This window comes from Phyllobacterium sp. OV277 (assembly GCF_900104355.1).
Lineage (GTDB): Bacteria > Pseudomonadota > Alphaproteobacteria > Rhizobiales > Rhizobiaceae > Phyllobacterium.
On the sequence record NZ_FNIY01000003.1, the window covers coordinates 322,404 to 348,239 of the forward strand.

The window sequence follows — 25,836 nt, forward strand, 5'->3', positions numbered from 1 at the left end:
TTACTGAACGTCAGCGATGACCGCGCTGGATGCCTCATTCTTGGCAACCAGTGTCCATTCGCAGTTGACCAGACGCTTTTCAGCATCGCCGGTCTTGGCAAGTGGTGTCTGGTTGATGCCGCGAAGGAAGCCCATTTCCCACATCTCAGGATCGAGCAGGGCAACGTCGCGGGCGCTCTGCCAAGGATTGGCAAGAGCCGTGAGGTAGCCGAAATCGCCCTGATACACGTCAGCCGCGCCAAGGATGGTGGCCTGCGCATCGCCGGTCTTGCTCACCTTCTGATCGACGCGATTAAGCGCGATACCGGCGAACCCGGAGAATGCGGATTTCAAGCTGCTGTGCATCATGATGACGGTTGGCTTTGCACCGACGTTGAAGCACTTCTGCTGCGTGTCCTTGACCTGTGCTTCTGCGAACGCACGGAGTGTGCCGTCCGTAGGGGCGACAGTAAGGCCGGTTGCGGAACTATAGCCGCCGTTCGCACCCGTCGCACCGCGATTGGCGTTGGTGGCAAGCCAAGTCCAGAGGGAGCCAGCCTGACGCACTGGTGTGCCAGCCGATCCGGCAGAAGATGCCTGCTTTGTCCCGACCATGGTAAACTCCATGTCGCGAGCAAGCTCTTTTGCCTTCTTGACGGTCTGACGTTTGATTTCAGACTTGCGCCCATATTTCTTGACCGCTTCCGCAGTGTTCGAAATCATAAAGCTTTCATCGGAAATCTGGCAGTAATTGCCGACCTCGACAGTCGGTGCGACTTCCGCAAAGGAAGTCTCGTTGCCTTCCGGCTTGGCATTGGCTGCCGGAGCGCGGAGGGTGTCAGTCTGCCACTGGTGCTTGACGGCAGTCACGTCATACGTGGTGCCGATAAGCTTCTGAAAAGGAGTTTCCTCCTTGGCAACCGTATAAATAACATCGCGAAAATCCTCCGCTTTGCCCTTCATATCGTAGGTATCGGAAGTACCTGCTGCTTGAGCCATTTGTGATCCTTTCGAAAATGGCTAGGACCAGTCGAACGCATCGAGTGCTTTCGATGCATCCTGTGCCGATCCTGTTTTCTTGAAGTTTTGCAGGGCCTTGCTGGATGTGTTGACCGTTGGCCGGGGCTTGCCGGACGCGAGCGCTGGCGCGCTATCAACCTTCTTCTTGCCGATTTTCTGCTGTTCGAGGGCTTTGAGGCCGATCTGGGCATAGTAACCGAGCTTCAAAAAGCGGTGATCTGCCACGGTGTTCAATTCATCGACCGAAAAGCCGACCTTTGTTGCCGTGTCCAGAATACCCTTGTTGAATACTTCACGCTTGGCCGGGTCAGCGATCTGGGGGAAGGCCGCTATCAAGGCGTCATTTTCGGCCTTGAGCCGTTCCTGATGCTGTTGATAGGCGACTTGCTGTCCCTGTTCGTTGACCTGCTTTTTAGTGGCAAGAATGGTCTGCAATTCACCAACTGCCGCCTCATACATAGCCCGTTGCCGGGTGTATTCGCCGGGATTGGTCATTGCGAGGGTCGTTGATGGCTCTTCCGGCAATCGACTTGCCAGATAATCCACCAATCCATCCAAGGTTGTCTGCAACTGGGTGTGTTGCTGAGAAAACGCTGCTTCCTGCTGTCCTATTGCAGCGACTTTCGCCTCTGCATCGCGCCGCATGTTGGAAACTTCCTGCGTCTTCTTCTGGTAATCGCCCTGACGCAGATAACCGCCCTTCAATTCCTTGAGGGAGATTTCCGTGCCATCGGCGAGCGTGACAAGAGTTGCTTCATCAGGATCAGGCTCGCCGCCGTCGCCTTCTGTTTCGCCTTCGTCGCCGGTCTCTTCGCCATTTTCTTCAAAGGCGTCATCCGTCTCAGTCCCATCGGTGGCGGGAGCTTTGTCCGAATTATCGGGGTTGGACTGTTCAGTCTCCCCTTCGTCAAACATTGCATCAAGTGCCGTGTCGAGGGCATCAGAGGGGGGTGCGTTATCACTCCCGCCCGTAGGCAGGTTGGTGGGTTCGCCGCTCATAGTGACTTCCTTTCGGGTAGTTTAGACCCCGTGCCTATGCAACGGAGCCTTTGCGGGCCGGTTTGGCTGTGCTCTCTGAGAGAGCCTTGAGCTTCGACCGCAAAGCTCTGATCGAGCGAGCATCGGCAAGAAATGCCTGTCGCTTTTCGTGATCATTATAAGGAGCAGCAATGGCATGATTGACCGCATTCTGCTCCAATTCCTCCAGCGTCCTGACAATCAGGGGATGCTCAAGCAGAAACAGGGCATCATTGACATCACGCTCCCCGCTCATTGTACCGCCCCTATCGATTGTTCGAATTCCTGCATGAACTGCTGGGCCTCGTCGCGCTGCTGCTGTTCAAGATGCTTTCCAAGCGCAATGCGCTCCTGAGACGCGATTTTCTCACGCTCGATTGCAAGCTGGCCTTCCATCCGTTCGCGCTCAAGCTGGGCTTTGCGGGCGTCCTTGCGCTCTTCAAGGTCAAGCTTCTGCCGGTTGAATTCAGTTTCCCGCTGCATTTCCAGCTCTTTCAACTGCCTTGCAGCCTCAACCTGGGCTTGTTCGCGTGTAACCGCCGTCTGGCCCTTTGCCTGCTCCAATTCCAGAGCGTTTTTGTGCTTGGTCTCTTCCGGGTCCGGCTGATTGCGCCGGGCTTCCATGATCTTTTGCAGTTCCGCCTCATCAGGCTTGTTGAAATACAGGCTCACGGTTTTAAGGCCTGATGCTTCGACCATGCGGGAAAGAGCATTCCAGAGATTGTCGGGCTTCACATAGGGGTTATCGACCGGGCCAAAGTTGGCAAGAAGCTTTTCCTGCATGCCCATGACGAACTGCAACGCCATCATGTCACGCTCGCGGGTGCCAGCGCCCAGACCGGTGTTCACGGTCGCATCCATGCTTGCATCCCACGAACGCGGATCAAACTTCACCCACTTGTCACGCAGGCGCACGGTGCGCGGCTGGTCCTGATGCTGGATCACCAGCCGGAGAACACCCTTGAACACGCGCTGCAAGCCAAGCGCGAGGTTCTGCAACGTCATGCCCGTCTGGGCGATACCGCCCTGCTCAATCATCGCAGATGCCTTGGCCGTGGTGTTCTGCAGTGCATCCGGGGCCAGTCCGCTTGAAGCATCTGAAACGCCGGTTCGATCGGTAATCACCTCATCCATATAGCCGAGCATCTGGAAGGATTGAGCGGCAACGAAGGGAACCTGCGAATAACCAACAGCGGCGCGAACATCGGTGCCAGCGGTTACGCGGATCGGCTCACCGAACTTCGCCTGAGTGACGCTTTCGGGGTTGCTGACACTATCTTCCTGCACAATCGGCTGTAGGTTGTTCTGCCAGTAGATGTTGTCGAGCGTATTGCGCAGGAGAACAGTCTTGATGCGCTGCACTTCCTCGATATCGTCAGGGATGGACCGGCCTTCCCATTGGTGTGGCTCGCGCTCTGCGACCAGATCACCAAAGGGTATCATGTCATCCCATGGCTCATTCTCAAGCATATGGGCTTCATCACATCCGCCTGCATAGATAACCCGGCGCAACTCTGCGATGCCATCACCGTCATAATCGACCCGGACAAAGCATTCGGAGACTTCGATTTCATCTATCGATGGGTGATGACCCTGCGCACTTGTACCAATGACGCGCTTGCTGTCCTCTTCCTCGTCTTGGTTGTCGAGAATGTCAGCACCGTCAGCAGCAGACAGGGCCTCAATGACGGATTTCTTGTATCCAGCTGCAATCAGCTCGCCGCGCCGCTTGAGCGTTTTGTGTGTGACAATCGGGCTATCTTCGATAGTCTTGGCGTCGGGATGAATGAAAAACTCACTCAGAGGAACGCATTCCAGCACAATGCGCTTTTTCTCAACCTCGCGCCGGATTTGCAACGTGTAGAAACCTGTCGCCTGATCTTGTGTCGCGCCGATAACTTCAACGTCCTTCGCTGACGCCAGTAATTGAGCGGACATTTCATCCAGCCCGTCATGCGTGGTTGTCAGGGTTTCTTTCTTCTTCTCGACATACCACTTGAGGATGCCGTTGCGCTTCAACAGGGCGTCATGCATGGCATCATAGATCGCCTGTTGTCCGCCGCTTTCAGGCAATACGACGTAATTCACGTAGTCGGTTGCCTGTTCCGCGCTACCCTCGTCACCTTCTGCAATAGGCGCATATTCGACAATCTTATCGGATCCGAAGAAAACGCGATAAACTGACGGCAAGACCTTTTTCATGGTCGAGCGCACGTCCTTGGAAATGGCTCTTGAGCGGCCTTCATCCGAAGGCGTGTCAACCATCTTGCCGTCATAATACTGCTGGGCTTTCAGGCGATCCGGCCTACGGTACGAGTTTTCGTAGTTATCGCAATCTTCCAGCAGGCCGCCGACAACACCGGCAAGCTCTTCGTCTGTCATTTTGGGCATTAGACCACCTTACGCGGTGTGAATTTCCAGTCGTTGGCTGGCTTGTCGATCTTTGCAAACCGCAACATCATGAGCGCATATCGGGACGCTGAAATAACGTCATCACGCTCTTTGACAATCTTGCCATCCTTACGGTGATACAGTCGGCGCTCTTCCAGCCATTCGATGCAGGTTGAGAACACTTTGAACCGGCCCGTTTGCATCCGGTCCAGCATATCCATAAGACCGGCCTCGACGCTGTTTGATCCATCTTCGAATGTGGCGCGTTCCGGCAAGGTCTTGAGGCCTTGAGCCTTATACTGGGAAGCAAGGTTCTCACCTGCTGCCGTGTCGTTATTGCCATCATGTGGCCATGCCCAAGGCAACCAAAGCCCCCAAGGCTTGACGGCTGCTGCATGGATGACCGGCGTTGCCTGCCGCTTTCGATAATTCCGGGTCAGGTAGACGATATCACTGTCACGATCCCATGCGAGGGAGACAGCAGCAGTCGGGTGATCCCAGCCAAAATCCAACCCGCCAATTTGCGGCCAGATTGCCGGTATCTTGAACGACTCGACAACAATGTCCTCTTCCAGAACCGGGAAGATCAAACCACTGCCGAGCGTGGGAATGCCTTTTGACCGTGCCTCGCGTTCATGCGCTGGGTAGCTTGCAATGATTTTGGCGCGCTGCTCTGGCGTATAGTGGTCCGCGTCATCAATGGTCATTGACGTGACGTGTCGGGCCTCGTCTCCCAGATCGTCGCTGCCGGGCATGACAAACCTGCTGACTACCGTGGACATGCCGAGCAGCGGTGTGAATGTCGTCTGGGCAAACTGCCCGCGCTGGCCGTTGTTCGTCCGGGTCAGGCCCTCGCTGTAAATGTCCTCCGGCGGCTCTTCATCGAACCATACGCCGTCAACTGTCGGCCCCTGCCACTTCTCGCGGCCCTTCTTCATAGGCCTTGAAGGCGATAACGCTGTCACTGGCCTGTACATCGCCGCCGCCACCCCAGCGAACCACCACGCTATCAAGCAGGTTCGGCACACCCATGGCGCGGGTGCGGTCCCGTATGCAGTCGGCCGGTATGAAGCCTGTTCCCCAATCTTCCTCAATAGTGGGCGGACCAATGAGAATGCGTTGCGGGTTGTCTCGTGTACTTTCACCCGTAACTGACCCAGCCCATAGCAGCGGAGCGCGTTCGAACGTTGCACCCTCCCACCAGTCTGGATAACGTCCCGTCAGATGGATTGCCCATTCAGCGCCACCAGCAACGGTTTTGCCGAGCTGGTTGCCAGCCATAAACAAGCGTTCGCTATGCGTCAGCCCTGCTTTATGGAAATCGCGCTGCTTCTTGTAGGGCGAATAGAACCGAAGCTTATTAGTGCGCTGTCGGCGTTGTATCTCCGCCGTCAGCTCCATCCGCTCCATGAGCATCAAGGAAAGGTTTGATTGTTGCATCTAGTTTCCTGATGCGGTCAAGCAACTGCTCGTCCGTCATTTCGCCCATCTGGTTGACGTTGACATTGAGGTCTTTCGGCATGAGCGATGCCACGACTTTCAGAAAATCTTGCGGACGCTTCTCAATGACTGTGTGAATGACAGCCGGGCCTTTGCTCTCCCAAGCGGCAAGCAAATCCTCAAGAAATGCCTCACCCAGCTTGTTCCGCGTTCCTTTCGGTCTGCCCGTATTCCCAACCTTGAATTGATGCTCAACCGGCGGCTTGCCTTTTCCCGTAGATTTCCCGTTTTTTCGGGGTGTATCCACCATTGACGACCCTTGCTTTCTGTAATCCGAATTGGTTGATTGAGAATCTGACCAAGATGGGGGCTACGATGACTAAATCAGTTGAACCACTTGTGGATTACGCCGAGATTGAATGTACGGTCTACTTTTGGGATACGGATATTCCGAGTGAGACATTCGCAGGATTTGAAGCGGCTATCGATTATGTAAAAAAGCATCTATCTGCTGCACATCATGCAGACATCCACGTACACACAGCACAACTGCCCGAACCGACGTACATAGGAGAAGAACTAAGCCCATTCTTGATCCACGGATGAAGCTACGAGAATGTCTACCAATAGGAATTAAGCGTCTTCAGTACCGGCAGTTTTGCGTTAAAGGATTCAGACAATGCAACAGATGAGTGCCCAAGAAATAGCTCGGAAAAAACCGAATGCCACATGTTGTGATTGTGGACGGGAAGCCGCAAACAGTGGAACCCAAACTTGGACGATACAGGGTGGAAACTTTCGCTGTAGACCGTGCTCGTTGAATGAGGGGCTTTATTAGTTCGACATTCAGCTATTTGAGAGGTCAGAGCCTTCATACTCTCGCGAAAAGACGATGCTGGCTCGTTTGATCACCATAAGAAGCGTAAGGAAGAAATGACAATACAACGCAATTGCCAAGCCAGAACCAATAACCCTGGGCGCGTTAAAAAAGAAAAGGATGAGCGTGATGGTTACAGTTACAACTGAGAGAAGTATTAAGTAGGAGATATTGTCATTGAGTTCTCTTAGAAGTGCTCTACGGAATGCCTTTTGTTGCTCAAAATCCTTAAGTTTCTTTGGGTCTTCGGGTTTTGCTATAGGGCGAAGCGATACTCCATAAAGCGCCACTTGGACACTCAATAATAATGCGGCAAAAATTGAAAATACAGAAATCGACAGCTCTAATGCTTTCTCTGGCATTTGCCAGCCCAGGAACACCGACGCAACACCTAAGAAAATTGGCATCACATAAAAAGTCACAATATCCCCAAGGAAAAATTTTCCCTTATCGTCGCACAATGACTTAAGATGGCAAATTATAATCGATAGCACATTGATCTTTTGCATCACTTACATCTTTATGCTGGCAAAAAAATCTTCCATCAGACTGTCTACCTCCGCTACAATGCTATTCAGAGTCGGATGTCCGCTTTTATCTCTTTTTACATTATCTGAGACGTCTATAAGGCCTGCGTCAATTCCAGATCCGAATATCCCAACAGATCGACGCTTTTTTCCCATCTTGATGTCGGCTTTAACTCCCTCGTACGTTACACCGTCGAACTCTACGAATCCGCCTTGATCAGATGGGACAAGTTCCTTCAGATCTTTGTACATGGATATAAACGCGCTTCGCTTATGTGCTCGAACGGTTACTTCATAATCCAATTCATCCATTTTCTTGCCAAGCCAATACTTATCCGCCCGATCGGACGACTGCTTCGGCTTAAGAAATGTAACCGATTTTACTGGCGCTGTATCCAGAAGAGCAGCCGCCGGTGCAATAACCTTGAATGACAGGTTATGTCCCTTGAACTTGTCTTGAAAGTCGGCTGACATAGCCGATTGCACAAACTGAACGCATGAACGCCCTTGAAATGATTGAAAAGCCATCAGCGCATAGTTTGTAGAACTAGGCATCCAAATTTGAAAATACAGCGGTATCTCCTCAAGGTCGGTTGATTCGCGCTTATACTTTTCTTCCTTTGTAGTTACATCTTTAAGTTTGCTTTCGAACCCGTGAGTTCCATAATTTATAAAGCCATGGACAGCTCGGAGGGAATTGGAATCTAACCGCTCAAAAAACCACGTTCTAGACTCGGTAGTCTCAACAGTGGGTTCCGTCTTGCGGGCTACAAAATCTTCGACATAGTCCAAAAGATCGCACGGCTCACAACCCGGACCAATTTCCAAAGGCTCTTTATCGCCCTTTTTCCTTATAGAAATACGATAGAAACGCAGCCCAATTGAAAACGTCATAGTTAAAGTGATTCCCCCGCTAGAAGCTTCACTTTATTTCTTGGCCTTTTATTTACAAGATAGCTCCACTTTATTACCAGTTATTTTGTTCACTGGCTCCGTGCTACCCTTGGAAAAATAAAACCCGCCTCACTAGGCGGGTTAATAGGCGCTATTCGCCACAATATCTAATCGGTAGATGGGTTCGCGTTCAATGTCAACTCCATTTCGCTTCCGAAATGAAATGCCCTATAGGAATTTAAATTGGTACGCGCAGTCTCGCAGATCCTGATGCAAGATCGGCGCCATATCTCGCTCTGGAACATCATACTTGCGGGCTATGGCCTTCGTCGTTAAGCCGTGAACGCAATAGTCCGTCAGACGCGCCGAAACACGCTTTCCAAGTTCGCGCATTGCCTGGCTAAGATCGTCCATTGCAGCAAGCCTGCCATCAGGCATGCCTATCCAGCCGCCTCCACCGCCCGCGCTCCCAAGATCGGGAGACTTAGCGGCGGCCGTACCTGCACGCTCCCACAAAACGGCATAGTGAGAACCTGCATGATACAACGCCACGTTTCCAGACTGGCGTCCGTACCTCCATTCAAATGTTCCGGGCATTGCTCTAACCACTCGCCAGTCAGATCTGCTGACAGAGATACGAACATTCACCTGAGCAGTTTTTGCCCCATCGAAGCCAGGCTCATTCCGTTTGGTCTTAAGCTTTTTCTTAGCACTCATCAGGCTACCTTTCCTTCGATGATGTATTGCTGCCGAACAACCTGTTTGTTGGGAGTGCGCACCTCGACCCACTTCACGCGCTTTGCCGACAGGATGGAGAAGGAACCGCTGACACAGCATTTCGCCGTCAGCTCGGCCGCTTCAGGCGTCAAATACAGGTGACCATCCCATCGGCGGCCCATACCGTTGAGGATCAACCAACCGGTTTCAGTGGCGACCATTCCGTTTTGCGAGAGGGTCTTCATGCTTGCTCCTGCATTGCCTTCCAGAGCGGTATTTGCCCATGAAGCGAATGATAGGTTTCGGTTGATGGTTCGTAGGCAAGCGTCACGTCACCTTTGCGGCCTGTCCATGCGAAGCGGGCCTTGCGGATAAAGACGACAGTTTCGTTATTGTTCGGATCTGGCACATCGATGACGATGCCGTGGTCTGGCTTGTTGTACCAAGCCGCAGAGCCTTCGATGTCGTACAGCGTTGGCGTCCGGCTACTGCCTTCAGCACCAACGGATTTCGTTGGATGGGCCACAACTATTGCAAGAACGTTGTACCTTGATGCAAACCGCCGTATCTGGCGAAGAGCCCGATTGACGTATTGGGTTTCACTCTCGTTGCGCGGTCTGGCGTGTTCCACTTCGTTCCATGGATCAATTAGCAAAACCTTTATGCCATCCCTTGTCACGGCGTCGGCAGCTCGTTCCAACAACCACTCAAGGGTCAGATCATCCTCATTGTCGCCACTGGGATCGTCATCGATGAAGACAAAATGCTTTTGAATGAAGCCGTCAGCCTCGTCGATCAGGTCTCGATACCATTTATCTGGGGCAGTCTGTGTGATGGCCTTGCGCAACTTGGCACGAAGCGCCGGTACGGTTGGGATTTCAAAGGAAGCTACGCAGGTAGTCCAACCGTGCATGCGAGCAAGATTGACACAAAGGTTCATTGTCCATGTCGATTTGCCATGTCCGGGAATACCGGTGATGACTACCAGCGACCCCAGCCAGAGTTTTACATACTCATCTAGGTCCGGCCAACCTGTGGTGTAAGTGATCGGGTCGCCTATCTCGGGATAATCGGAAAGTCGGTATAGGCCCTTTACTGGATACGGCTTCGCTGTGTTCAGGCAGAGCGTCACAGCGTCAACACCGAACTTCATGAGAACATCATTTAGGTCTTTGCAGCCCTCAGGATACCGAACGAAGAAACATCTAGCACTACCTATGCGGCGCACCAATTCTGCGGCAAGCCGCTGCCCCGGCCCATCGTTGTCAACAGCAAGAACAAAATGCTTGATCTGCTTGATACGGTGCCGGTTGTTATACACGAACTCGAATTTGCCGTTGGCATCTTCCTCGGGTGGAGTGTCGTCGAGCTCTTCCGGTTCCTTCCCTTTCGGAACGGGTGGAGCACCATCCGGAACTGAAACCGTCAACGGAAATCCGCAATCAATCGCTGTCAGCGCATCAAGTTCGCCTTCGGTAATGATCAGACGTTGGCTTCCATCGTGCAACGCTGGATCGTCCAGGGCGTCAGCGTTCCAGAATGTCTTTTTGCCGTCTTTGAGTTGCCAGAACCTCTTACCGGGTGCTCGATATTTCTCATTCACGCTGACACCGCCGTCGAGGAACGGGAAGACGACGATATTGCCATTCTGGTCTGGCACAACAGAGTTGTTGCCGTCAGCGTCGGTGACGCTTTTACCTGTATAAACTCCTAAACGAGATGCGGTTTCCGGGTCGATTTGCCGACCCTCGAAAGCTAAGATTGCCGTATTCCCCAGAGCGTGAGCTGTCATACCACTGACCTCCATGAAATCCGCAGTGATGACAGTTCCAGCGGATGCCATCCTTGCCGATTTCGACCGACAAGCACGGTTCCTTCTTGTTTTTGCGCGACGGTGAACATTTGGGACAAGTAACCTTTTGATTGCCGGACGTTATGCGCCGGATGCAGATGCCTTCGCGGTCCAGGATTTCACTGACGGTTTTCATAACCGGCTATCCACCCCAGTCCGTGATTTCGTTTTCGCATTGGGTGTCTGGATGCTGACCCGGTGCTTTTCGATTGCCTCGTGAGCGGCTCGGTTTTTCTTGTTCAATGCGCCAGACACTGCGGCAAACCAGTTTTTCGGCTTTTCTTTGCCAGCCCAGTCATCGAGCGACAGAAGTTCGGCTTCAAGCGAAAGATGGGGATATGCCTTCTTCCACTGATCCAAGTCTTTCTGGTTCAGCTTGATCGTTCTGCCTTCAAAGGCATAGGCGGCGGTTGATGGCGCTTTTGCGCCTACGACGTTGGTTCTAGGTTCTAAGTTATCAGAACTACCTATACCTCCTTCCTCCTTCATCCTCCCTCCTTCATCCTCCATCTGCGGAGAGTTTTCGGAACCAGTGGGTAACTGGTGGGGAACCGGTTCAGAACTAATGTCTGGTGATCCGACAAATGTCCGATACTGGTTCGGAAGTGGATGTATTTCATTCGGTTTTTTTGGGCGTTGATACTTCTGGAAATTCCGTACCAGTCCGTAATTCTTTCCCTCAACGTCGATCTTGAGCACCGCCCCTAAGGCTTCGTATTCGCCAAGGATTGCTGAGAAATCAACACTATCCGCTGGCAGAATTCGTGCTTTGAGCACCACGGGTTTCCATTCAAAAACCCCTTGATCGTCGCACTCCGTCCACAGCAACGGCAAAGCTGCCTTGGCAAATGCTGACATCTGCATATACGCCTCGTCGGTGGAGAGACCGGGATGAACAGACCGGATGCGTGCCATTTATGCTGCGCCTTTCGGGTTCAGTGGCGATCGACCGACAATACGGTCAGACGGGAAGGCAGCGACATTTACCGGATACAGTCGTTGACCAGTCGGCTGATACACATTCAGAAAATCGATCCATGCTTGTTTGGCAACGCGGGCGTTTTCAAAGCTGAATTCTCCATCCATCTTTAATTTTGCCGTTCGGAACTTTTCGAACGCCGCATATTCTTCCGGATATTCGTTTTCGAGGTTTCTGCTCATAGGTCAGCCCTCGCGTGCATGCGTGTGCGCAGTTTCGTCCGCGGATGGCGCTGGGTGCGAGGATTGGTTGGCCCTGGAACGTTTCCGAATAGCCAGTCATGGTCCCAGCCCAGCGCACGGCGCTTTGCTTCTTCCCGAATGACCCGGACTTGGTTGAAGGTCGGTGAGGATGTACCGGCCTCCCATCGCGATACGGCAGATTGTTTTAATCCCACAATTGCCGCGAATTCAGCCTGACTAAGCTTGAAAACGTTGGTTCGAATATATTTTAGATTGTTCATGACTTGCATTATATACGTCAAACGCATTAAATGTCAATTTACCATATGCGTTGAACGCAGTTTATTTTTAAACGTCAAACGCATAAGATGTTATTATGAAAACGTCAGATAAAGTAAAAGCCATCCTTAAATCTCGTGGAATTCGACAGGCTCAATTCGCCGAAGAGATGGATGTGAGCCAACCGACGGTTGCCCGATGGCTTGCGGGGGCGGACCCCGAACAGTCGCGCCGCCTACAGATTGAGGCGATGTACGATCGAGAAGTCGGAATGAGGCCAACCACGGTTCCCGTCATGGGATACCTTGGTGCCGGGGCTGAGGTAATGCCGGATTTCGAACAGGTGCCGCACGAAGGGCTTGATCAGATTGAAGTGCCGTTTGATATGCCTGATGATATGATTGCTTTTGTAGTACGTGGTGATTCGATGCTGCCCGTCTTTAAGGACGGTCATGTGGTTGTGGTATACCGCGATCAAAAGAAGCCTCTCGAATCCTTCTATGGGCAAGAAGCAGCAGTTCGAACGACTGACGGTCGTCGGTTTATAAAAACAGTGATGCGCGGCGCGCCGGGCATCAATTTATTTTCATGGAATGCCGCACCAATTGAAAACGTGAGATTAGATTGGATTGGAGAGATATTCGCTATCCTCCCTCGCACTTCCCTGCGATAAAATCGCAAAGGCCCGCCCCTACCGACAGGCGTATAATGGCGTATATTGTATCACACTCTTCTTTATGAATTATTTTAATACGTTTAACGCATTTTTTATAATTGACCATTTAATGCGTTTAATGCATAAATGCGCCATCAAACGAGATGGACCGCGCTATGCAAAGCCTACCAACCCACAATTCGACTATCATCTTTGACAAGGTACTCGCCGGTTCATATTGCCGGCCGGGGAGGTTTATCGCGTTTCCATCCATGGCAAGACATTCAATTTCACCAGCGTGGATCGCGGCAGCAGCACCTAGGACAAAAGATGGGCTCTAAAATCGGCCGCATGGCATTCTATGGCACTGGCAGAGGCTGCGTGATGGGTCAGTCCTTAATCTCGCGCGTTGGATTTTCAAGGATCGCTAGGTCTGAGAGGATTGTATCCATACCTTCCCGCGCGGTCGTAGCTGCTCGTAATGCATCTTCAAGCTCTGGCTCATCCCTCATTGCACGTAGAGGACCGAACAATCCAACAATGGCTAACAATAAGCGAGAATGGTCTTCCAGACCCTCCTTAATGGCGGTCAGCGCCGCAAGCGAAAACCGGATAAAATCGAGATTACCCCGGTCCACCTTAGATCGATCTATCCGACCGTCTTCTATTCTGCGTCTCAAGATCGCCATTACTTGCTTCAAAATGGGATCTGCTTTCGCATCAACAGCGATCGCCATTTGGCACAGGCGCCGAATTGCCTCGCCGCGCGATCTGATACGGTTTTTGAACATCCAGTCATCAATTGCTTCCACTTCGGAAGGCGTCATCATGATTGGAATGCGTTGATCTTTGAGCTGGTCTGTGGGTTTTTTCTTAGGGGCCATGAACGTTGTTATACACAGATTGAATATGTTGCACAACTTATCGCTTGCGCAGACTCACAAATAGGGTTAACGATAGATTGTGCAACTTATTCAACATAAGCAAGAGATAAAATTGAATAACGAGCCAAAGGAACAGCGCGTACCTCTGATGATGGAGGCCAGCCTATTGGACCAGATCGACGACTACCGATTTGAAAACCGGATAGCAACCAGAGCAGAGACTATCAGACTATTGATAAAGGAAGCGTTGGTGACAGCAGAAAAGAAAACTACAGATGGCAATTGATTGGAAAGATAGCGTAATGCTTCATTCGTCACCCGGGCCGATTTTCTTCCCTTTTTTTTGCGGCGCACTCTTGGCTGGCGGATCGTACAGTAGTTCTTCAAGGTCTAATGGTTGGATTGGGCTGTCAGATATTGGTGTCTCTGGAAAATCATTGCCCTTCCCTTTGTTGGCCAACATTTTACGCAGTGCGTCCATGAATTCAGGCTTCAGCTCGCCATTGCCAGCTGCTATTGCCTCAATGAGCCTCACCAACCCGCTCTGCTGTTCTCGCATCCAATGCAGAACTGCCACATTCTCTTTCGCTTCAGCTGCCGATCGGTCGAGCATCTCAAGAGACTGTTCAAGAAGGCGCTCCAGTCTAGAAAAATCCAGCACTCGGCCAACTTGCGGCTCCAATTCACTGAGTTTGGCACGCAATTGGTCCACTTCTTCAAGACGTGAGACTATTTCAGCGGTTGTAGAACGGTTATTTCCCCGCGCCTCATCTTCAAGCTTCTCTTTGAGTTCCAACGGAAGGCGAATATTTATCTGCGGATCGGTTCTGGCCATTATTAAACTATATAGCACGGTGCTGTTGCTCGCAATCCAGCACCGTGCTATATAGTTTATGAGAGGTTAACAATGGCCCGTACTGATAGGCAGATCAATTTGAGACTACCCAAAGAAGTTTATGCGTTTGTGTCACAACAGGCTCAACTATATGGAAGTTCATTATCCAGCGAGGTGACTAGGGCAATCAAAGAACGTATGGACCGACAAACGAAAACGGCCACCGAATAGGGCAGCAACCCAATTCAACGACCGTTTTCAAATGACTACCGCGCAGCAACGCGGAAATCTTGTCCCAATACCGTAGGAGGTTTTATGGACAGCCTTATGATTAACACGCCGCCGGGCGGCGGTAAACCCGCTACGATGACTAGCCAAGAAATGGCTGAACTCGTGGATAAGCGCCATGACAACGTGAAGCGCGCCATTGAAACTCTCGCGTCACAGGGCACTATCCAACGTCCTCAGATTGAGGATGTTCGCAATCATCGCGGACAGTTGGTCGCTGTGTATCTCATGGGAGAACGCGACAGTTATGTCGTTGTCGCGCAGCTTTCGCCCGAATTCACAGCATCGTTGGTAGACTATTGGCAAGCCCACAAAACACAGGTGCGTTTGCCAACAACGGCAGAGGCGTTTGCAAATGCATTTCAAATGCTGGCCGAGACAGAGCGGCGGCAGGAACAACAGGATGCCGCAATACAAGCGATTGATGTTAAGGTGGATCGAATTGAACAAGCTCAGGTTGTTCTGAAGACAAGACCAGCCAATGCAGAATCTATCACCCATATTCGCCCACGTATAGGCAAGCTTTACGGGCTCTCTCACGAAACTACCGATGCGGTGATGCGGAACACGTCTTACGCCCCCCGCCCCGCTGGCATGGTCCGCAACGACCGAGAAGAAGCCGACGGCGCAACGTTCGCAGTTTATTGGAAAAAGGATGTGTCAGCCGTCTTCAAACGATTTGTTGATGAATGTGAGCAAGTCACGGCGACACGCTGCACTCATCCGTTCATCGACGGTCGGTTCAAGCTGATCAAAACGCCCACTGAATAGCAGCGAGCGCGACTAACCGCGCTCCATCCTTCCCAGTTTTGGAGAATACCATGTCGAACACTGTTCCGACAGCGGCCGAAGGCTACCCAAATAAAATGCAACTCGACCTCACCGCCCTGTCACTATACGAGCTGACTACCGTCTATGAAAACCTTTATACCGTGTTCAACGTCTTGGGAGGAGCGGTCAACCAGCCGCGCTGTTACAAGAACGATGATCGCACCAGATACAACGCTGCGGGCAACTTGCTTGAAGACGTATCCGATATGATCGCGGAACAGATCAGCGCCGTCGTTCGGGAGGCTGGAACACGACAGCCGAGTAACGAGCGCGACCGGGGCTACAAATTCTTCCTGCTCACAGCGGACGAAATGTGGACCAATGTAGATCCAGAGGATTTTCTATCTGTCACAGAGCGAGTGATTGCCGAGCTCCCTCGCTGCGACGTGAGGGTGCGGTCATGACTTCCGTATATGTAATGATAGAACTTCACCGCCGCGCGCACGATCTGTTCAATTCAGAATGCCCGAAGAACGATACCCAGGACGAACGTTACGACCCATCCGAAACAGCACGGCAACGTTATGCCGAGGCTGATAAGGCCGAAAGCGACTCCCTTATGAATGTTTGTCGTTGCCCCGCCACCTCGGACAGAGACCGCAAACTAAAGGCTGAATATCTGCTTGCCTTTGCTCAAAGGAATGAGCTTACACAAGAAAATTATCTTTCCGCACTTGAGGCGGAAACCAAGGCCGGTCAGTCAATCGATCCAATCGATCTATCGGATTATACCATCTCCGATCTTGAAACGTTAAAATGGCGGCTGGAAAAGATCGGCGATCATCTGGAAGAAATATGGCCGGTTGAGCCTTGCAGCGTCCCTAGTACGATCATGCGGGGAGCGCGCGATCTCACACCAGTAGGCAAAGAGATTGAGAGGCTTCAAAACTGGTTCTTTGCGCAGGAAAACAGAATTCCTGAATACATGGCCAAGTTGAAGCCAAATAGCGCGCTTGACGAAGAGACCAGACACCACTTCCTGATCAAGAATGCGGTTATGACAGGCGCGACGGTGGAAGAAATTGCAAAGCTTGCTCAAAAGCTGGCTGCAGAGGTGCGATCATGATTACCGATGCAGACATTGACGCAGTATATGACGTGATCGAGACCTTGGCGCTGGCAATTCTTGCGTTGGATCAAGGCGATATTGCAGACAATACGGCGTCTTCAATATCTTGGCTTATGGGAAGCATGCAGAAGCGGCTTGCCAAAACGCTCGACATTTTGGAACAGGCCAAGGGTGGCCAACCTGTGGATAACGGGGATTGACCTAATGGCAAACGTTCCTCCCCCGCACACTTACACCGATGACACGCCACTGAGACTTGATATCGCCGCTCAGATCGCCTTCCCTGACGGCTCCATCGGGCCACCCGGATTGCGCAAAGAGCGCGATGCAGGACGACTTGAAACGGAAATGATCGCCGGGAAAGAGTATGTCACTCTGTCGGCCATCGCGAGGATGAGAGAGTTATGTCGCGCAAATCGAAAGGTGCTCATATCTACTGGCGCGACGAAAGCAGGAAAGCCGATGGATCGCTCAGGAACCGGGCGGGCTGGTTTATCCGAGACGGATCAACGTTCGTCAGCGTTGGCGGCGGCGAGACGGATCGTGGAAATGCTGAAAAAGCCCTCGCAAAATACCTCGCGGACAAATATGAGCCGTCCAGAGAGCGCGGACGTGATTCCACTAACATCCAAATAGCGGATGTCGTTTCGATCTATGTATCCGAAGTTGCGCCAAAACACACAAAGCCTCATGAAACGGCGGCGCGGCTCGGAAAAATACTGGATTTCTTCGGAAACAAGACGCTTGATCAAATTAACGGCCAACTCTGCCGAGCCTATGCGGACTTCCGCCGCGATAAATGGAATGCTGAACAACGGCAGTTTGTGAAGGATTGGAACGCCTCAATCGACGCCGATGAGAAAATGAGCGTCAAGTCCAAACGGCAGAGAAAACCGGACTGGGTCGATAAGGATATGACCGCTGGAACCCGGCGACAGCTTGAGGATTTACGGTCCGCCATCAATTATTACAAAGACGAAGGTTATTCGACCATCGCGCCAACCGTCTGGCTGCCTGAAAAACCGGCTGCCCGTGATCGTTGGCTGACACGACAAGAAGCAGCTTCCCTACTGTGGGCTGCTTGGCGCATGACGCAGTCCTGGAAGGGTCAGGAATCGAAACGACGGACCGGTCGGCATTTGGCACGTTTCATACTCGTCGCGCTCTATACAGGCACCCGTAGCGCCGCTATTTGTGCTGCGGCGATCCGCCCTACAGTCGGCACCGGCTATGTGGACTTGGATAGAGGTGTTTTCTATCGCCGGGCGCCCGGCACGAAACAAACCAAGAAGCGCCAACCACCAATTCCGATTCCCCGGCGCCTATTGGTTCACCTTCGCCGATGGAGTGATACGCCGGCTGATCTGGGCAAACCAGATGGCCCGAAGATTTCACAAAGCCACGTTGTCGAGTGGAATGGTAAACCAGTGACAAGCGTCAAGAAGAGCTTTCGTGCTGCGTGCAAAGCTGCGCAGCTCGGTAGCGATGTGATGCCCCATATTCTGCGCCATACCGCTGCAACATGGTTGATGCAATCTGGTGCCGATGTCTGGCAATCAGCGGGCTTCCTTGGCATGACAGTGGAAACGCTGATTAACACATATGGCCATCATCATCCTGATCACCTACAGGATGCAGCCAATGCGGTTTCCTCCCCACATAAACCCCACGGAATGACCAGAATTAAACGTGAACATCAACAATCTAACGTAATAAAAATCCCAGCAAATACACGGGTTTCGTGATAGCACTGCCCGTTCGGGACGACGGGGTCGGAGGTTCGAATCCTCTCACTCCGACCAGTGTTTTCAATCACATAAATTATTGCACTGAAAATTTGTGTCCTTTTCCGTGTCATTGCCACTCCCGCAATGAAGAGGGACGGATATGTTTATAAAACATATGAGTTCATCAAAATAGCTTATCATTGAAATTGGGTTTGGCCGGAAACTACCGCGGAACGCTGTTACAATTCTCATTCAGCCCTACCCTCTATGTCCAGAAGGATATGAAACCGGCTAGGAAAACCTGCGTGTGCCACACTCACATAGTATTGTTTTTAAATGTTTTCAACAAAATGGATATCTTTTAATATCCTTTTCACTGCATAATGCATATCTATTGATATCTTTTTACCACAACTGGATATCAATTAATTGCCTTTTCATCCCATTTGGAATATTTATTGATATCCATCAACGCAGGACTCATACCATGAGTGTAAAAGACACCGTGGCGCGCCAATATAAAAAATTGGCAGATCATGGCCTACAGCAGGTTAGCGGGCTTCTTGTGCCACCGGAGGGGTGGATCGCGACATTGCGCAAGGCTCTGGCTATGAGCGGCCCGCAACTGGCAAAAAGAGCAGGCATAACAAAAGCTGCTATTTATCAGGCTGAACGCAATGAACGGGAGGGAGCAATTACCCTCAATCAGATGCAGAAAATGGCAGAGGCGCTTGGCGGACGATTCGTGTATGCTGTTGTGCTTCATGAAAGGATTGAAGATGTCCTCAAAGCTCAAGCTTTGAAGAATGCTGAAGATATTGTCAGACGCGCAAGTTCTCACATGGCTCTGGAGCAACAATCTTTATCTCGGGAACAGACACAAATTGAGATTGATAGGCTCGCCGACAGTATGATCCGGCATATGCCTCCCAACTTTTGGGAAAACACTTAGTGTTCGAGGAAGCAAAAGGCGCCACGCCCCTCGAACCTGATGAAATTCATGGACTTAAATTCAGTCACATCACGACACGCAGTGAGCTTGATGAATTGGAACAAGCCAATATTGAGCAAGGTCTCCTGTGGCTTGGGCGGCGACGTGGCGGCGACATTCTGACGGATAGCTTTATCCGGACCTTGCATGTTCGTTTATTCGGCGACGTCTGGAACTGGGCGGGTAACTACCGGCGAAGCGAAAAAAACATTGGTATCGATCCGCTCCAAATTTCCACGCAAGTTCGCATACACTTGGACAATGTCCGCTATTGGGCAGAAAATGCCGTCTACACGCCCTTGGAGGCAGCGGCTCGATTTCATCATCGATTGGTTCAGATTCATCCATTCCCAAACGGCAACGGTCGACATACACGCATTGCTGCCGATGTATTTCTGTCTGATTATTACGGCCATTCGCCAATCCAATGGGCGAATGGATTTGACCTGCAAGCCGATAACGAGCGGCGGACAACCTATCTAAAAGCCTTGCGAAATGCGGATGCAGGAGATTTCGGAGCACTCCTGATCTTCGTGGGGGCGTGATGTTGCGACGGCCTTCGTATCTTAGGCCTCTCTAATGCAGTGTCTCTCCGCCCTCAGGATCGATGAGGCTTGCAAGGCCCTCGTCTTCGACGGCCCGTAAAAACTCGTCAAAGGCGGCCTGATCCGTCTCGAAAGGATCATCCCAGATGATTGAGTCCTTGTCCTCTGTCACCACCTCCAGCGTCCATTCGCTCTGCTCTGCAAGGCGATAAATCTCGACGCTCACGGTGATTCCGTCGCGGGTAAACTCTTTCGACAAACGCGACACAACCAGTTCGGGTTCTTCATCATCCATCATGTGCCCCTTGGGACCTCAAGTTGTTTTTTCAATCATCTTACGACGTACCGGGAAATAGCAAGCCAGAAAATGGAAATCCTTTCCATTCCGGGCTGCATCTTTCCTATCGGCGCAAATATCCGCATAATTTGTGACAATTGAAACTCGCGGCGAAGAAGAGCCGGCCTATTATGATTAGCCCGGGAAAAGGGCTGGCTGACAGCGAAGGCGTTAACCCGCCTTTTTCAGCGCATCCATGACGAGACAGGTTTCCGAACCATGGGCGACAAGCCTGCCGCTGCTGTCAAAAATCTTGCCTTCGGCGCTCGCTGTCCGGCTACCGGAATGCAGCATAATACCTTCGCAGCGCAGATTACCCGTCGTTTCAAGCACGGAACGGACGAATGTCGTTTTCATTTCCAGTGTAGTATAGGTTTGTCCCGCCTTCAGCGTTGACTGCACCGCACAGCCCATGACCGTATCGATCAGCAGGGAAATCCATCCGCCATGGACGAAACCCATAGGATTATAGAACCGCTTTGATGGCCGTGCCTCAAACACGACCTTGCCCGTTTCGACCGAAATCGGCCAAAGATCGGTGGTTTCAGCAAATGGCGGTGCGGGATAGGTGCCATCCAGCAATCCCTGCAGAAGATCGAGCCCCGAAAGCGTTGCGGCAATCTCGGGGGGAACCAGACCAAAAGTTGTATTGAGCATCTCGGACATATCTGGCTCCTGCAATGGTTGCCTGCTTGTTGGATGGGCTTCATATTATGACCATCATATGATATGTCAATCGCCATACAACGGGTAGACGAGGTAGGCTGATGCGCTATTCCAAGGACCATAAAGCCGAGACACGCCAGCGCGTTGTAGAGGTTGCGTCAAAACGCTTCCGCAAGGATGGGATTGAAGCAACGGGTCTGGCTCGCCTGATGGCTGATGCGGAACTGACCCATGGCGGTTTTTACGCGCATTTTTCATCCAAGGAACAATTGGTGCAGGAGTCCATCACGGCGGCAGTGGATTCATCCCGGGATTATCTGGTGCATGCGGTAAGAAGTGCGCGGGCGCGCGGTGCGGACGGGATGGAGGCTATCATACACGCCTATCTGCGCCCCGCGCATGTGAAGCACCCGGAGCTTGGCTGCGCCATTCCATCACTGGTTGCTGAGGTTGGCCGTCTCTCGATCGAGATACGCGAACGATTGGTCGAGATCGTCGATGCGCTTGTTGATCTGATTGCGTCAGTATTGCCCAAACATCTTGAAAAAGAAGCGGCAACCCAGAGAAGTCGTGCGATATTGGCCTCCATGATCGGCACCCTGCAACTGGCAAGACTGGTGACAGACGAGGAAACATCCGCGAATATTCTGGCTGCGGGTCGGCAAGCCGCTCTGGCACTGGCGCGGCAAGCCTGATCCTGATGATCGACTAGCAAGCTATTCGCCTTGCGAAGACATATTGTTTCATTATCATTCCGAACAAACGCGCAGGCATGGCCAGAGGCCAATGCCCAATGAGAGATATGACTGGAGCTACCATGTATAGGCCACCTGCATTTCGCGAAGATCGTCTTAACGTCATGCACGATCTGATCCGCAAGCACCCGCTGGCTATGCTGGTGACGGGCGGCGAGCACGGGTTGATGGCCAACCTCATTCCGTTTGAAATCGACCCGGATGGCTCGCCAAACGGGACGCTTCGGGCCCATCTCGCCAAAGCCAATGAGCAGGTTGCGGCCCTGCAGGCGGGTGCGGAAGCCATGATCATCTTTCAGGGACCGAACACCTATGTGACGCCCTCGTGGTATGCGACGAAGCGCGAACACGGCAAGGTTGTCCCTACCTGGAATTATGTGGTTGTGCAGGCATGGGGAACCCCGCACGTCGAAGATGGCGCGGAGTGGCTGCGCCGCCAGATCGGCAGCCTGACACGTACACAGGAGGCGGGCCGCGCGCAACCATGGGCGGTCGAGGACGCGCCTGAGAATTTCATCGCCGGGCAGATCAAGGGTATTATCGGCATTGAAATCCCCATCTCGCGCATTGAAGGCAAATGGAAGGTCAGCCAGAACAGAGGCGAAGCGGACAGAACAGGCGTGGCTGATGGCCTGCGGCAGGAAGGTCCGGAAGCCGAGGCCATGGCGCGGATTGTCGATGAACGGGGGAAGCTCGGCGGCAATTAAGCAAGCGACCAAACAGGAGGGGATATGATGCGCAGCGCTTTACTGACTGGATTCATGTGCCTTGCGGCGATATCCACGCAATCTGCGTGGGCAGAGAACAGCAAGGGATTTCAACTCACCATTGATGGCAAACAGACCGGTATCAATGTTGGTGAGACCGTGACCGTCACAACCGGCGACGGCAAGGAAATAAAGGTAGCGCTGGAGCGTTCAAAATTTGCGACAGCCTCGGGCGCATTGTTCTCTTTCGATCATCCGGGTGATCTTAATCCCGCGAAAACCGAAATCAGCCGGGGCATCACACAATATTTCCTGACGTCCGCCACCGGGACATCGGTTATCGTGCAGGAATATGACCGTTCGGATGCGGATTCCATCGCGTCCCGGATGATCAAGGGATTCACCAATGATGACCGAAAGGCCGGAGCCAAGATCAAAGAAACACCAACCGAGCGCAAACTTGAATCGGGCAAAACCCTTAAAGGCATGAAAGCGGTGATCGGAAGAAAATCCACCCATCTCATCAGAGAGGCATTCTCCACCGTTAATGGCAACAAAGGCATCGTCATCCTGACACGTTTCAATGAGGATAACAGCCCCGCGGAAGAACGTGCAGTCATCGACACATTCTGGAAAAGCCTGAAGATCAATCTGTAATTGCACTTATGCCGCTATCGATGCCAGCTCGATACGATTGCGGCCAAAGCGCTTGGCCCGGTAAAGCGCGGTATTTGCCGGTTCGCAAAGACCGCCCCTTACGGGGTAGAGAAAATGGCGGCTCAATTCAGGCTGAAAGCCGCCGTTCGACAATTCGCGCGAGAAGGCTGGCACCCACCGGAAGAACGCCTTCATCGAGGACAAAACCCGGATTGTGAACCGGAATGTTTCCGCCATGCCCAATCGTCCCGTAAACGCCCGGCCGCAGATGGAGCATCTCGGCGAAATCCTCGCTGGCCATTCCGGGCTGTTCTTTCAGATAGACATTTTCCGCACCGACAATGTCGCGGGCTGCTTGTGCAAATCCCTCGACAAGCGCGTCCGTGTTGACCAAAACGTCCGTAAGGTTGCGAATATCCACATCGATTGTCACATCAAAACTCGCAGCAAGCCCGGCAGCAATGGTGCGCATGCGCTCATGGACAATTTTTTGCACCTCTCGATCCAGATACCGAATAGTACCTGATATCCTCGCCTCCTGCGGAATGACATTATAAGCAGTGCCGGAGTGAATTTGCGTAACGGAAAGCACCGCCGCTTTCAACGGCTGTATATTGCGGCTGACAATGGATTGCAGCGCCTGTACCAATGCAGTCGCGACAATGATGGGGTCCTTACAGGCCTCAGGTTTTGCACCGTGTCCCCCACAACCATGAATATACATATCAAAACGATCACTGCCTGCCATCGCCGGTCCCGGTTTAATACCGATTTTATAGGGTTCATCAGCCGGGGCATTGTGAACGAAATAAATCTCATCGCAGGGAAAGCGTTCGAATAACCCGTCCTCAATCATGGCGCGGGCACCACCCAAACCTTCCTCAGCCGGTTGAAAGATGAAAACAGCTGTACCGGCAAAGCCGCGATTTTCCGCAAGATAACGCGCCGCGCCGAGCAACATTGTGGTGTGTCCGTCATGTCCACAGCCGTGGAAGCGGCCCGGTATACTCGAACTATAGGCAAGGTTGGTCTGTTCTTCCATCGGCAGAGCATCCATATCAGCTCTGAGGCCGATCGACCTGCCACTGCCTTTGGTGCCTTTCAGAACACCGACAACACCGGTTTTGCCAATTTCGGTATGAACCTCGATCCCCCAGCCAGCCAGCTTTGCAGCAACGATTCCAGCAGTTCGCACCTCTTCGAACCCAATTTCGGGATGCTGATGAATATCGCGGCGAATAGCGATAAGTTCTTCTTTGTATGCGTTGATTTTTTCCAGAACAGTCATTTCAATCCCTTTACGGTAGAGTGCCTTTGAGATGCCCAGTGCGCTTTGATCACGATGGGCACGACCTTTAAACGCCAGCAGCAACCGGCACACCTGCGTTCACTTTTTCCGTATGGGAGGTTTTATCCAAACTGGGCTCATCAGGTACAAAACGCACAAGCCAAAGGCCGACCATGCCGACACAACACATTGCGACAATGTACCAAATCCATGAGAGCTTATCACCAGTCGTATTGATGATTGTTGTAAAGACAAGCTGTGCCGTGCCGCCGAACAGCGTGACACCCAAGGCATAGGACGTCGATAAGCCGACAGTGCGCACAGACACAGGGAATGCTCTGGCTGAAATACCAGAGGCTGCGCCGGTTGCCGTCGAGTAGATCGCCATCAGAAAACCGAAACCCGCAATCAATGCGACTGGCGAATCCATTGATAGAATAAAGTGCATGACGGGATAGAGCAGAATAACGAAAATTATACGTGCGGTGAAGACAACAGTTTTAATGTCAAAGCGGTCACTCAACATACCGCCGACGATTGCAAACACGACCCCTACAGCTCCCACGGTGAAGGTAACTGCCATTGCAACTGACTGGGAGAAACCAAGTGAAGTAATGGCAAAAGTTGTACCGAAAAGGAAGAAGTAGGTGGATACCGTCGCGCTTGCGGTCATCATGATGCATATCAGAATTGTCCGCCAATGTTGTTTGAAAACAGTCGACAAAACAGTCGACATGCTATCAAGCGATTGCTCGGGATCGAGTGTTTCCTCAAGGCTCCGGCGAATATAAAAACCGATGGGCGCAATCAGAACTCCAATTAAAAAAGGCACACGCCAGGCCCATTCCTCCGTCGCACCGGCAGGGAGCGTTGTTGCAAGAACAATACCGACCGTGCCCGACAGCAACGACCCCATAAACTGACTGGAAGCTTGCCAGCTTGCCGCGAAACCTCGACGTCCGCGTGCGGCGCTTTCAATCAGAAAAGCCGTAACCGGGCCCATTTCACCACCGGTAGAGAAGCCCTGGATCAGACGGGCGACAATCAGGAGCACCGGTGCCGCATAGCCGATTTGCTGGAAGGTGGGCAGCAGCCCGATCATTCCGCTTCCCAAAGCCATCATCAGGATGGTCATCGTCATTGCTGGCTTGCGGCCGTAGCGGTCGGCGTAAGCCCCCATCACAATGGCGCCAAGCGGACGAGCGACAAACCCGACGCCAAATGTTGCAACCGAAAGTAACAGACTGATACTGGGATCTGTCGATGGAAAGAACACATGTCCAAGAGCAACAGCGAAGGCCGCATAGACCCCGAAATCATAGAACTCCATGGCATTGCCAAGCACGGCTGCTATGATGCTTTTGGTTTGATTGTTATGTGGACGCCCTGATTTGGGTTTTTGGGCAGCAAAAGCGTTTGTCATAGTTCCCCTTTATTATTTTGATTA

General features: G+C 52.1%; 30 protein-coding genes and 1 pseudogene. 12 read left to right on the forward strand and 19 right to left on the reverse strand.

Annotated features, from left to right (window positions below; translation table 11 throughout):
• The 6 genes and pseudogenes from BLU05_RS13435 to BLU05_RS13460 all read right to left on the reverse strand — a co-directional run bounded on the left by BLU05_RS13435 (position 1) and on the right by BLU05_RS13460 (position 6,157).
• The gene (locus tag BLU05_RS13435; protein WP_091880738.1) at positions 1-978 is read right to left on the reverse strand and encodes a DUF5309 domain-containing protein; all 978 of its coding nucleotides are present in this window, start codon (positions 976-978) and stop codon (positions 1-3) included.
• Positions 979-999: 21 nt separating this feature from the next.
• Positions 1,000-1,998: a hypothetical protein gene (locus BLU05_RS13440; protein WP_091880740.1), complete on the reverse strand. Its 999-nt coding sequence runs from the start codon at positions 1,996-1,998 to the stop codon at positions 1,000-1,002.
• Between the two features lie 34 nt (positions 1,999-2,032).
• Positions 2,033-2,272, reverse strand: coding sequence for a hypothetical protein (locus BLU05_RS13445; protein WP_091880741.1), 240 nt, complete (start codon positions 2,270-2,272; stop codon positions 2,033-2,035).
• On the reverse strand, positions 2,269-4,407 hold the full coding sequence (locus BLU05_RS13450) for a portal protein (RefSeq protein ID WP_091880742.1): 2,139 nt from the start codon (positions 4,405-4,407) through the stop codon (positions 2,269-2,271). The genes BLU05_RS13445 and BLU05_RS13450 overlap by 4 nt, the downstream gene beginning before the upstream one ends.
• Positions 4,407-5,847: pseudogene (locus BLU05_RS13455) on the reverse strand (terminase family protein). Before BLU05_RS13455 ends, BLU05_RS13450 begins: the two are co-directional and overlap by 1 nt.
• Positions 5,768-6,157 carry a hypothetical protein gene (locus BLU05_RS13460; RefSeq protein WP_091880744.1) on the reverse strand — a complete coding sequence of 130 codons (390 nt, stop codon included), beginning with the start codon at positions 6,155-6,157 and terminating at the stop codon, positions 5,768-5,770. Before BLU05_RS13460 ends, BLU05_RS13455 begins: the two are co-directional and overlap by 80 nt.
• Before the next feature lie 65 nt (positions 6,158-6,222).
• Between BLU05_RS13460 and BLU05_RS13465 the strand changes: the two genes are divergently transcribed.
• Positions 6,223-6,453, forward strand: coding sequence for a hypothetical protein (locus tag BLU05_RS13465; RefSeq protein ID WP_139210448.1), 231 nt, complete (start codon positions 6,223-6,225; stop codon positions 6,451-6,453).
• A gap of 240 nt (positions 6,454-6,693) precedes the next feature.
• Here BLU05_RS13465 and BLU05_RS13470 read toward each other — a convergent pair whose 3' ends face one another.
• The 7 genes from BLU05_RS13470 to BLU05_RS13500 all read right to left on the reverse strand — a co-directional run bounded on the left by BLU05_RS13470 (position 6,694) and on the right by BLU05_RS13500 (position 11,875).
• Positions 6,694-7,233 carry a hypothetical protein gene (locus tag BLU05_RS13470; protein WP_091880748.1) on the reverse strand — a complete coding sequence of 180 codons (540 nt, stop codon included), beginning with the start codon at positions 7,231-7,233 and terminating at the stop codon, positions 6,694-6,696.
• Between the two features lie 3 nt (positions 7,234-7,236).
• Entirely contained in the window at positions 7,237-8,145 is a 909-nt protein-coding gene (locus BLU05_RS13475; protein ID WP_091880749.1) for a hypothetical protein, read from the reverse strand.
• Between the two features lie 228 nt (positions 8,146-8,373).
• The gene (locus BLU05_RS13480) at positions 8,374-8,862 is read right to left on the reverse strand and encodes a hypothetical protein (RefSeq protein ID WP_091880751.1); all 489 of its coding nucleotides are present in this window, start codon (positions 8,860-8,862) and stop codon (positions 8,374-8,376) included.
• The gene (locus tag BLU05_RS13485; protein ID WP_091880752.1) at positions 8,862-9,107 is read right to left on the reverse strand and encodes a hypothetical protein; all 246 of its coding nucleotides are present in this window, start codon (positions 9,105-9,107) and stop codon (positions 8,862-8,864) included. The genes BLU05_RS13480 and BLU05_RS13485 overlap by 1 nt, the downstream gene beginning before the upstream one ends.
• On the reverse strand, positions 9,104-10,654 hold the full coding sequence (locus BLU05_RS13490) for a bifunctional DNA primase/helicase (protein ID WP_244518337.1): 1,551 nt from the start codon (positions 10,652-10,654) through the stop codon (positions 9,104-9,106). The genes BLU05_RS13485 and BLU05_RS13490 overlap by 4 nt, the downstream gene beginning before the upstream one ends.
• A gap of 192 nt (positions 10,655-10,846) precedes the next feature.
• Entirely contained in the window at positions 10,847-11,629 is a 783-nt protein-coding gene (locus tag BLU05_RS13495) for a hypothetical protein (protein WP_091880755.1), read from the reverse strand.
• Positions 11,630-11,875, reverse strand: coding sequence for a hypothetical protein (locus BLU05_RS13500; protein ID WP_091880757.1), 246 nt, complete (start codon positions 11,873-11,875; stop codon positions 11,630-11,632). It lies immediately after the preceding gene.
• Positions 11,876-12,251: 376 nt separating this feature from the next.
• Here BLU05_RS13500 and BLU05_RS13510 point away from each other — a divergent pair, with 376 nt between their 5' ends.
• Positions 12,252-12,827, forward strand: a complete 576-nt coding sequence (locus BLU05_RS13510; protein ID WP_091880760.1) for a LexA family transcriptional regulator — start codon at positions 12,252-12,254, stop codon at positions 12,825-12,827.
• 371 nt (positions 12,828-13,198) lie between these two features.
• Here the strand turns inward: BLU05_RS13510 and BLU05_RS13515 are convergent, their stop codons facing one another.
• The gene (locus tag BLU05_RS13515) at positions 13,199-13,693 is read right to left on the reverse strand and encodes a hypothetical protein (protein WP_091880761.1); all 495 of its coding nucleotides are present in this window, start codon (positions 13,691-13,693) and stop codon (positions 13,199-13,201) included.
• A gap of 307 nt (positions 13,694-14,000) precedes the next feature.
• The gene (locus tag BLU05_RS13525; RefSeq protein ID WP_091880764.1) at positions 14,001-14,528 is read right to left on the reverse strand and encodes an Arc family DNA-binding protein; all 528 of its coding nucleotides are present in this window, start codon (positions 14,526-14,528) and stop codon (positions 14,001-14,003) included.
• 315 nt (positions 14,529-14,843) lie between these two features.
• Between BLU05_RS13525 and BLU05_RS13530 the strand changes: the two genes are divergently transcribed.
• From BLU05_RS13530 to BLU05_RS13565, 7 genes are all read left to right on the forward strand, one after another.
• Positions 14,844-15,587 carry a Rha family transcriptional regulator gene (locus BLU05_RS13530; protein ID WP_091880766.1) on the forward strand — a complete coding sequence of 248 codons (744 nt, stop codon included), beginning with the start codon at positions 14,844-14,846 and terminating at the stop codon, positions 15,585-15,587.
• Positions 15,588-15,637: 50 nt separating this feature from the next.
• Positions 15,638-16,051, forward strand: a complete 414-nt coding sequence (locus BLU05_RS13535) for a hypothetical protein (RefSeq protein WP_091880767.1) — start codon at positions 15,638-15,640, stop codon at positions 16,049-16,051.
• The gene (locus tag BLU05_RS13540) at positions 16,048-16,713 is read left to right on the forward strand and encodes a hypothetical protein (protein ID WP_091880769.1); all 666 of its coding nucleotides are present in this window, start codon (positions 16,048-16,050) and stop codon (positions 16,711-16,713) included. Before BLU05_RS13535 ends, BLU05_RS13540 begins: the two co-directional genes overlap by 4 nt.
• A complete protein-coding gene (locus BLU05_RS13545; RefSeq protein WP_091880770.1) occupies positions 16,710-16,916 on the forward strand; it encodes a hypothetical protein in 207 nt (68 codons plus the stop codon). The genes BLU05_RS13540 and BLU05_RS13545 overlap by 4 nt, the downstream gene beginning before the upstream one ends.
• A gap of 204 nt (positions 16,917-17,120) precedes the next feature.
• Complete coding sequence (locus BLU05_RS13555) at positions 17,121-18,461, forward strand: site-specific integrase (RefSeq protein ID WP_244518338.1); 1,341 nt, start codon at positions 17,121-17,123, stop codon at positions 18,459-18,461.
• 469 nt (positions 18,462-18,930) lie between these two features.
• A complete protein-coding gene (locus tag BLU05_RS13560) occupies positions 18,931-19,395 on the forward strand; it encodes a mobile mystery protein A (RefSeq protein WP_091880773.1) in 465 nt (154 codons plus the stop codon).
• Positions 19,395-19,979 (forward strand): mobile mystery protein B, encoded by a 585-nt coding sequence (locus BLU05_RS13565; protein WP_091880775.1) that lies wholly within the window; start codon positions 19,395-19,397, stop codon positions 19,977-19,979. The genes BLU05_RS13560 and BLU05_RS13565 overlap by 1 nt, the downstream gene beginning before the upstream one ends.
• 31 nt (positions 19,980-20,010) lie before the next feature.
• Here the strand turns inward: BLU05_RS13565 and BLU05_RS13570 are convergent, their stop codons facing one another.
• Complete coding sequence (locus tag BLU05_RS13570; RefSeq protein ID WP_091881167.1) at positions 20,011-20,274, reverse strand: hypothetical protein; 264 nt, start codon at positions 20,272-20,274, stop codon at positions 20,011-20,013.
• A 213-nt stretch (positions 20,275-20,487) separates the two neighbouring features.
• Positions 20,488-20,982 carry a PaaI family thioesterase gene (locus tag BLU05_RS13575; RefSeq protein WP_210184608.1) on the reverse strand — a complete coding sequence of 165 codons (495 nt, stop codon included), beginning with the start codon at positions 20,980-20,982 and terminating at the stop codon, positions 20,488-20,490.
• A gap of 101 nt (positions 20,983-21,083) precedes the next feature.
• Between BLU05_RS13575 and BLU05_RS13580 the strand changes: the two genes are divergently transcribed.
• The 3 genes from BLU05_RS13580 (at position 21,084) to BLU05_RS13590 (ending at position 23,101) form a co-directional block, all read left to right on the forward strand.
• Positions 21,084-21,677 (forward strand): TetR/AcrR family transcriptional regulator, encoded by a 594-nt coding sequence (locus BLU05_RS13580; protein ID WP_091880776.1) that lies wholly within the window; start codon positions 21,084-21,086, stop codon positions 21,675-21,677.
• 122 nt (positions 21,678-21,799) lie between these two features.
• Positions 21,800-22,444, forward strand: a complete 645-nt coding sequence (locus tag BLU05_RS13585) for an FMN-binding negative transcriptional regulator (RefSeq protein ID WP_091880778.1) — start codon at positions 21,800-21,802, stop codon at positions 22,442-22,444.
• A 24-nt stretch (positions 22,445-22,468) separates the two neighbouring features.
• Positions 22,469-23,101: a hypothetical protein gene (locus BLU05_RS13590; protein WP_091880779.1), complete on the forward strand. Its 633-nt coding sequence runs from the start codon at positions 22,469-22,471 to the stop codon at positions 23,099-23,101.
• A 127-nt stretch (positions 23,102-23,228) separates the two neighbouring features.
• Here BLU05_RS13590 and BLU05_RS13595 read toward each other — a convergent pair whose 3' ends face one another.
• The gene (locus BLU05_RS13595; protein WP_091881171.1) at positions 23,229-24,389 is read right to left on the reverse strand and encodes a M20 aminoacylase family protein; all 1,161 of its coding nucleotides are present in this window, start codon (positions 24,387-24,389) and stop codon (positions 23,229-23,231) included.
• 67 nt (positions 24,390-24,456) lie between these two features.
• On the reverse strand, positions 24,457-25,812 hold the full coding sequence (locus BLU05_RS13600) for an MFS transporter (protein WP_091880781.1): 1,356 nt from the start codon (positions 25,810-25,812) through the stop codon (positions 24,457-24,459).
• Between the last annotated feature and the right edge of the window lie 24 nt (positions 25,813-25,836).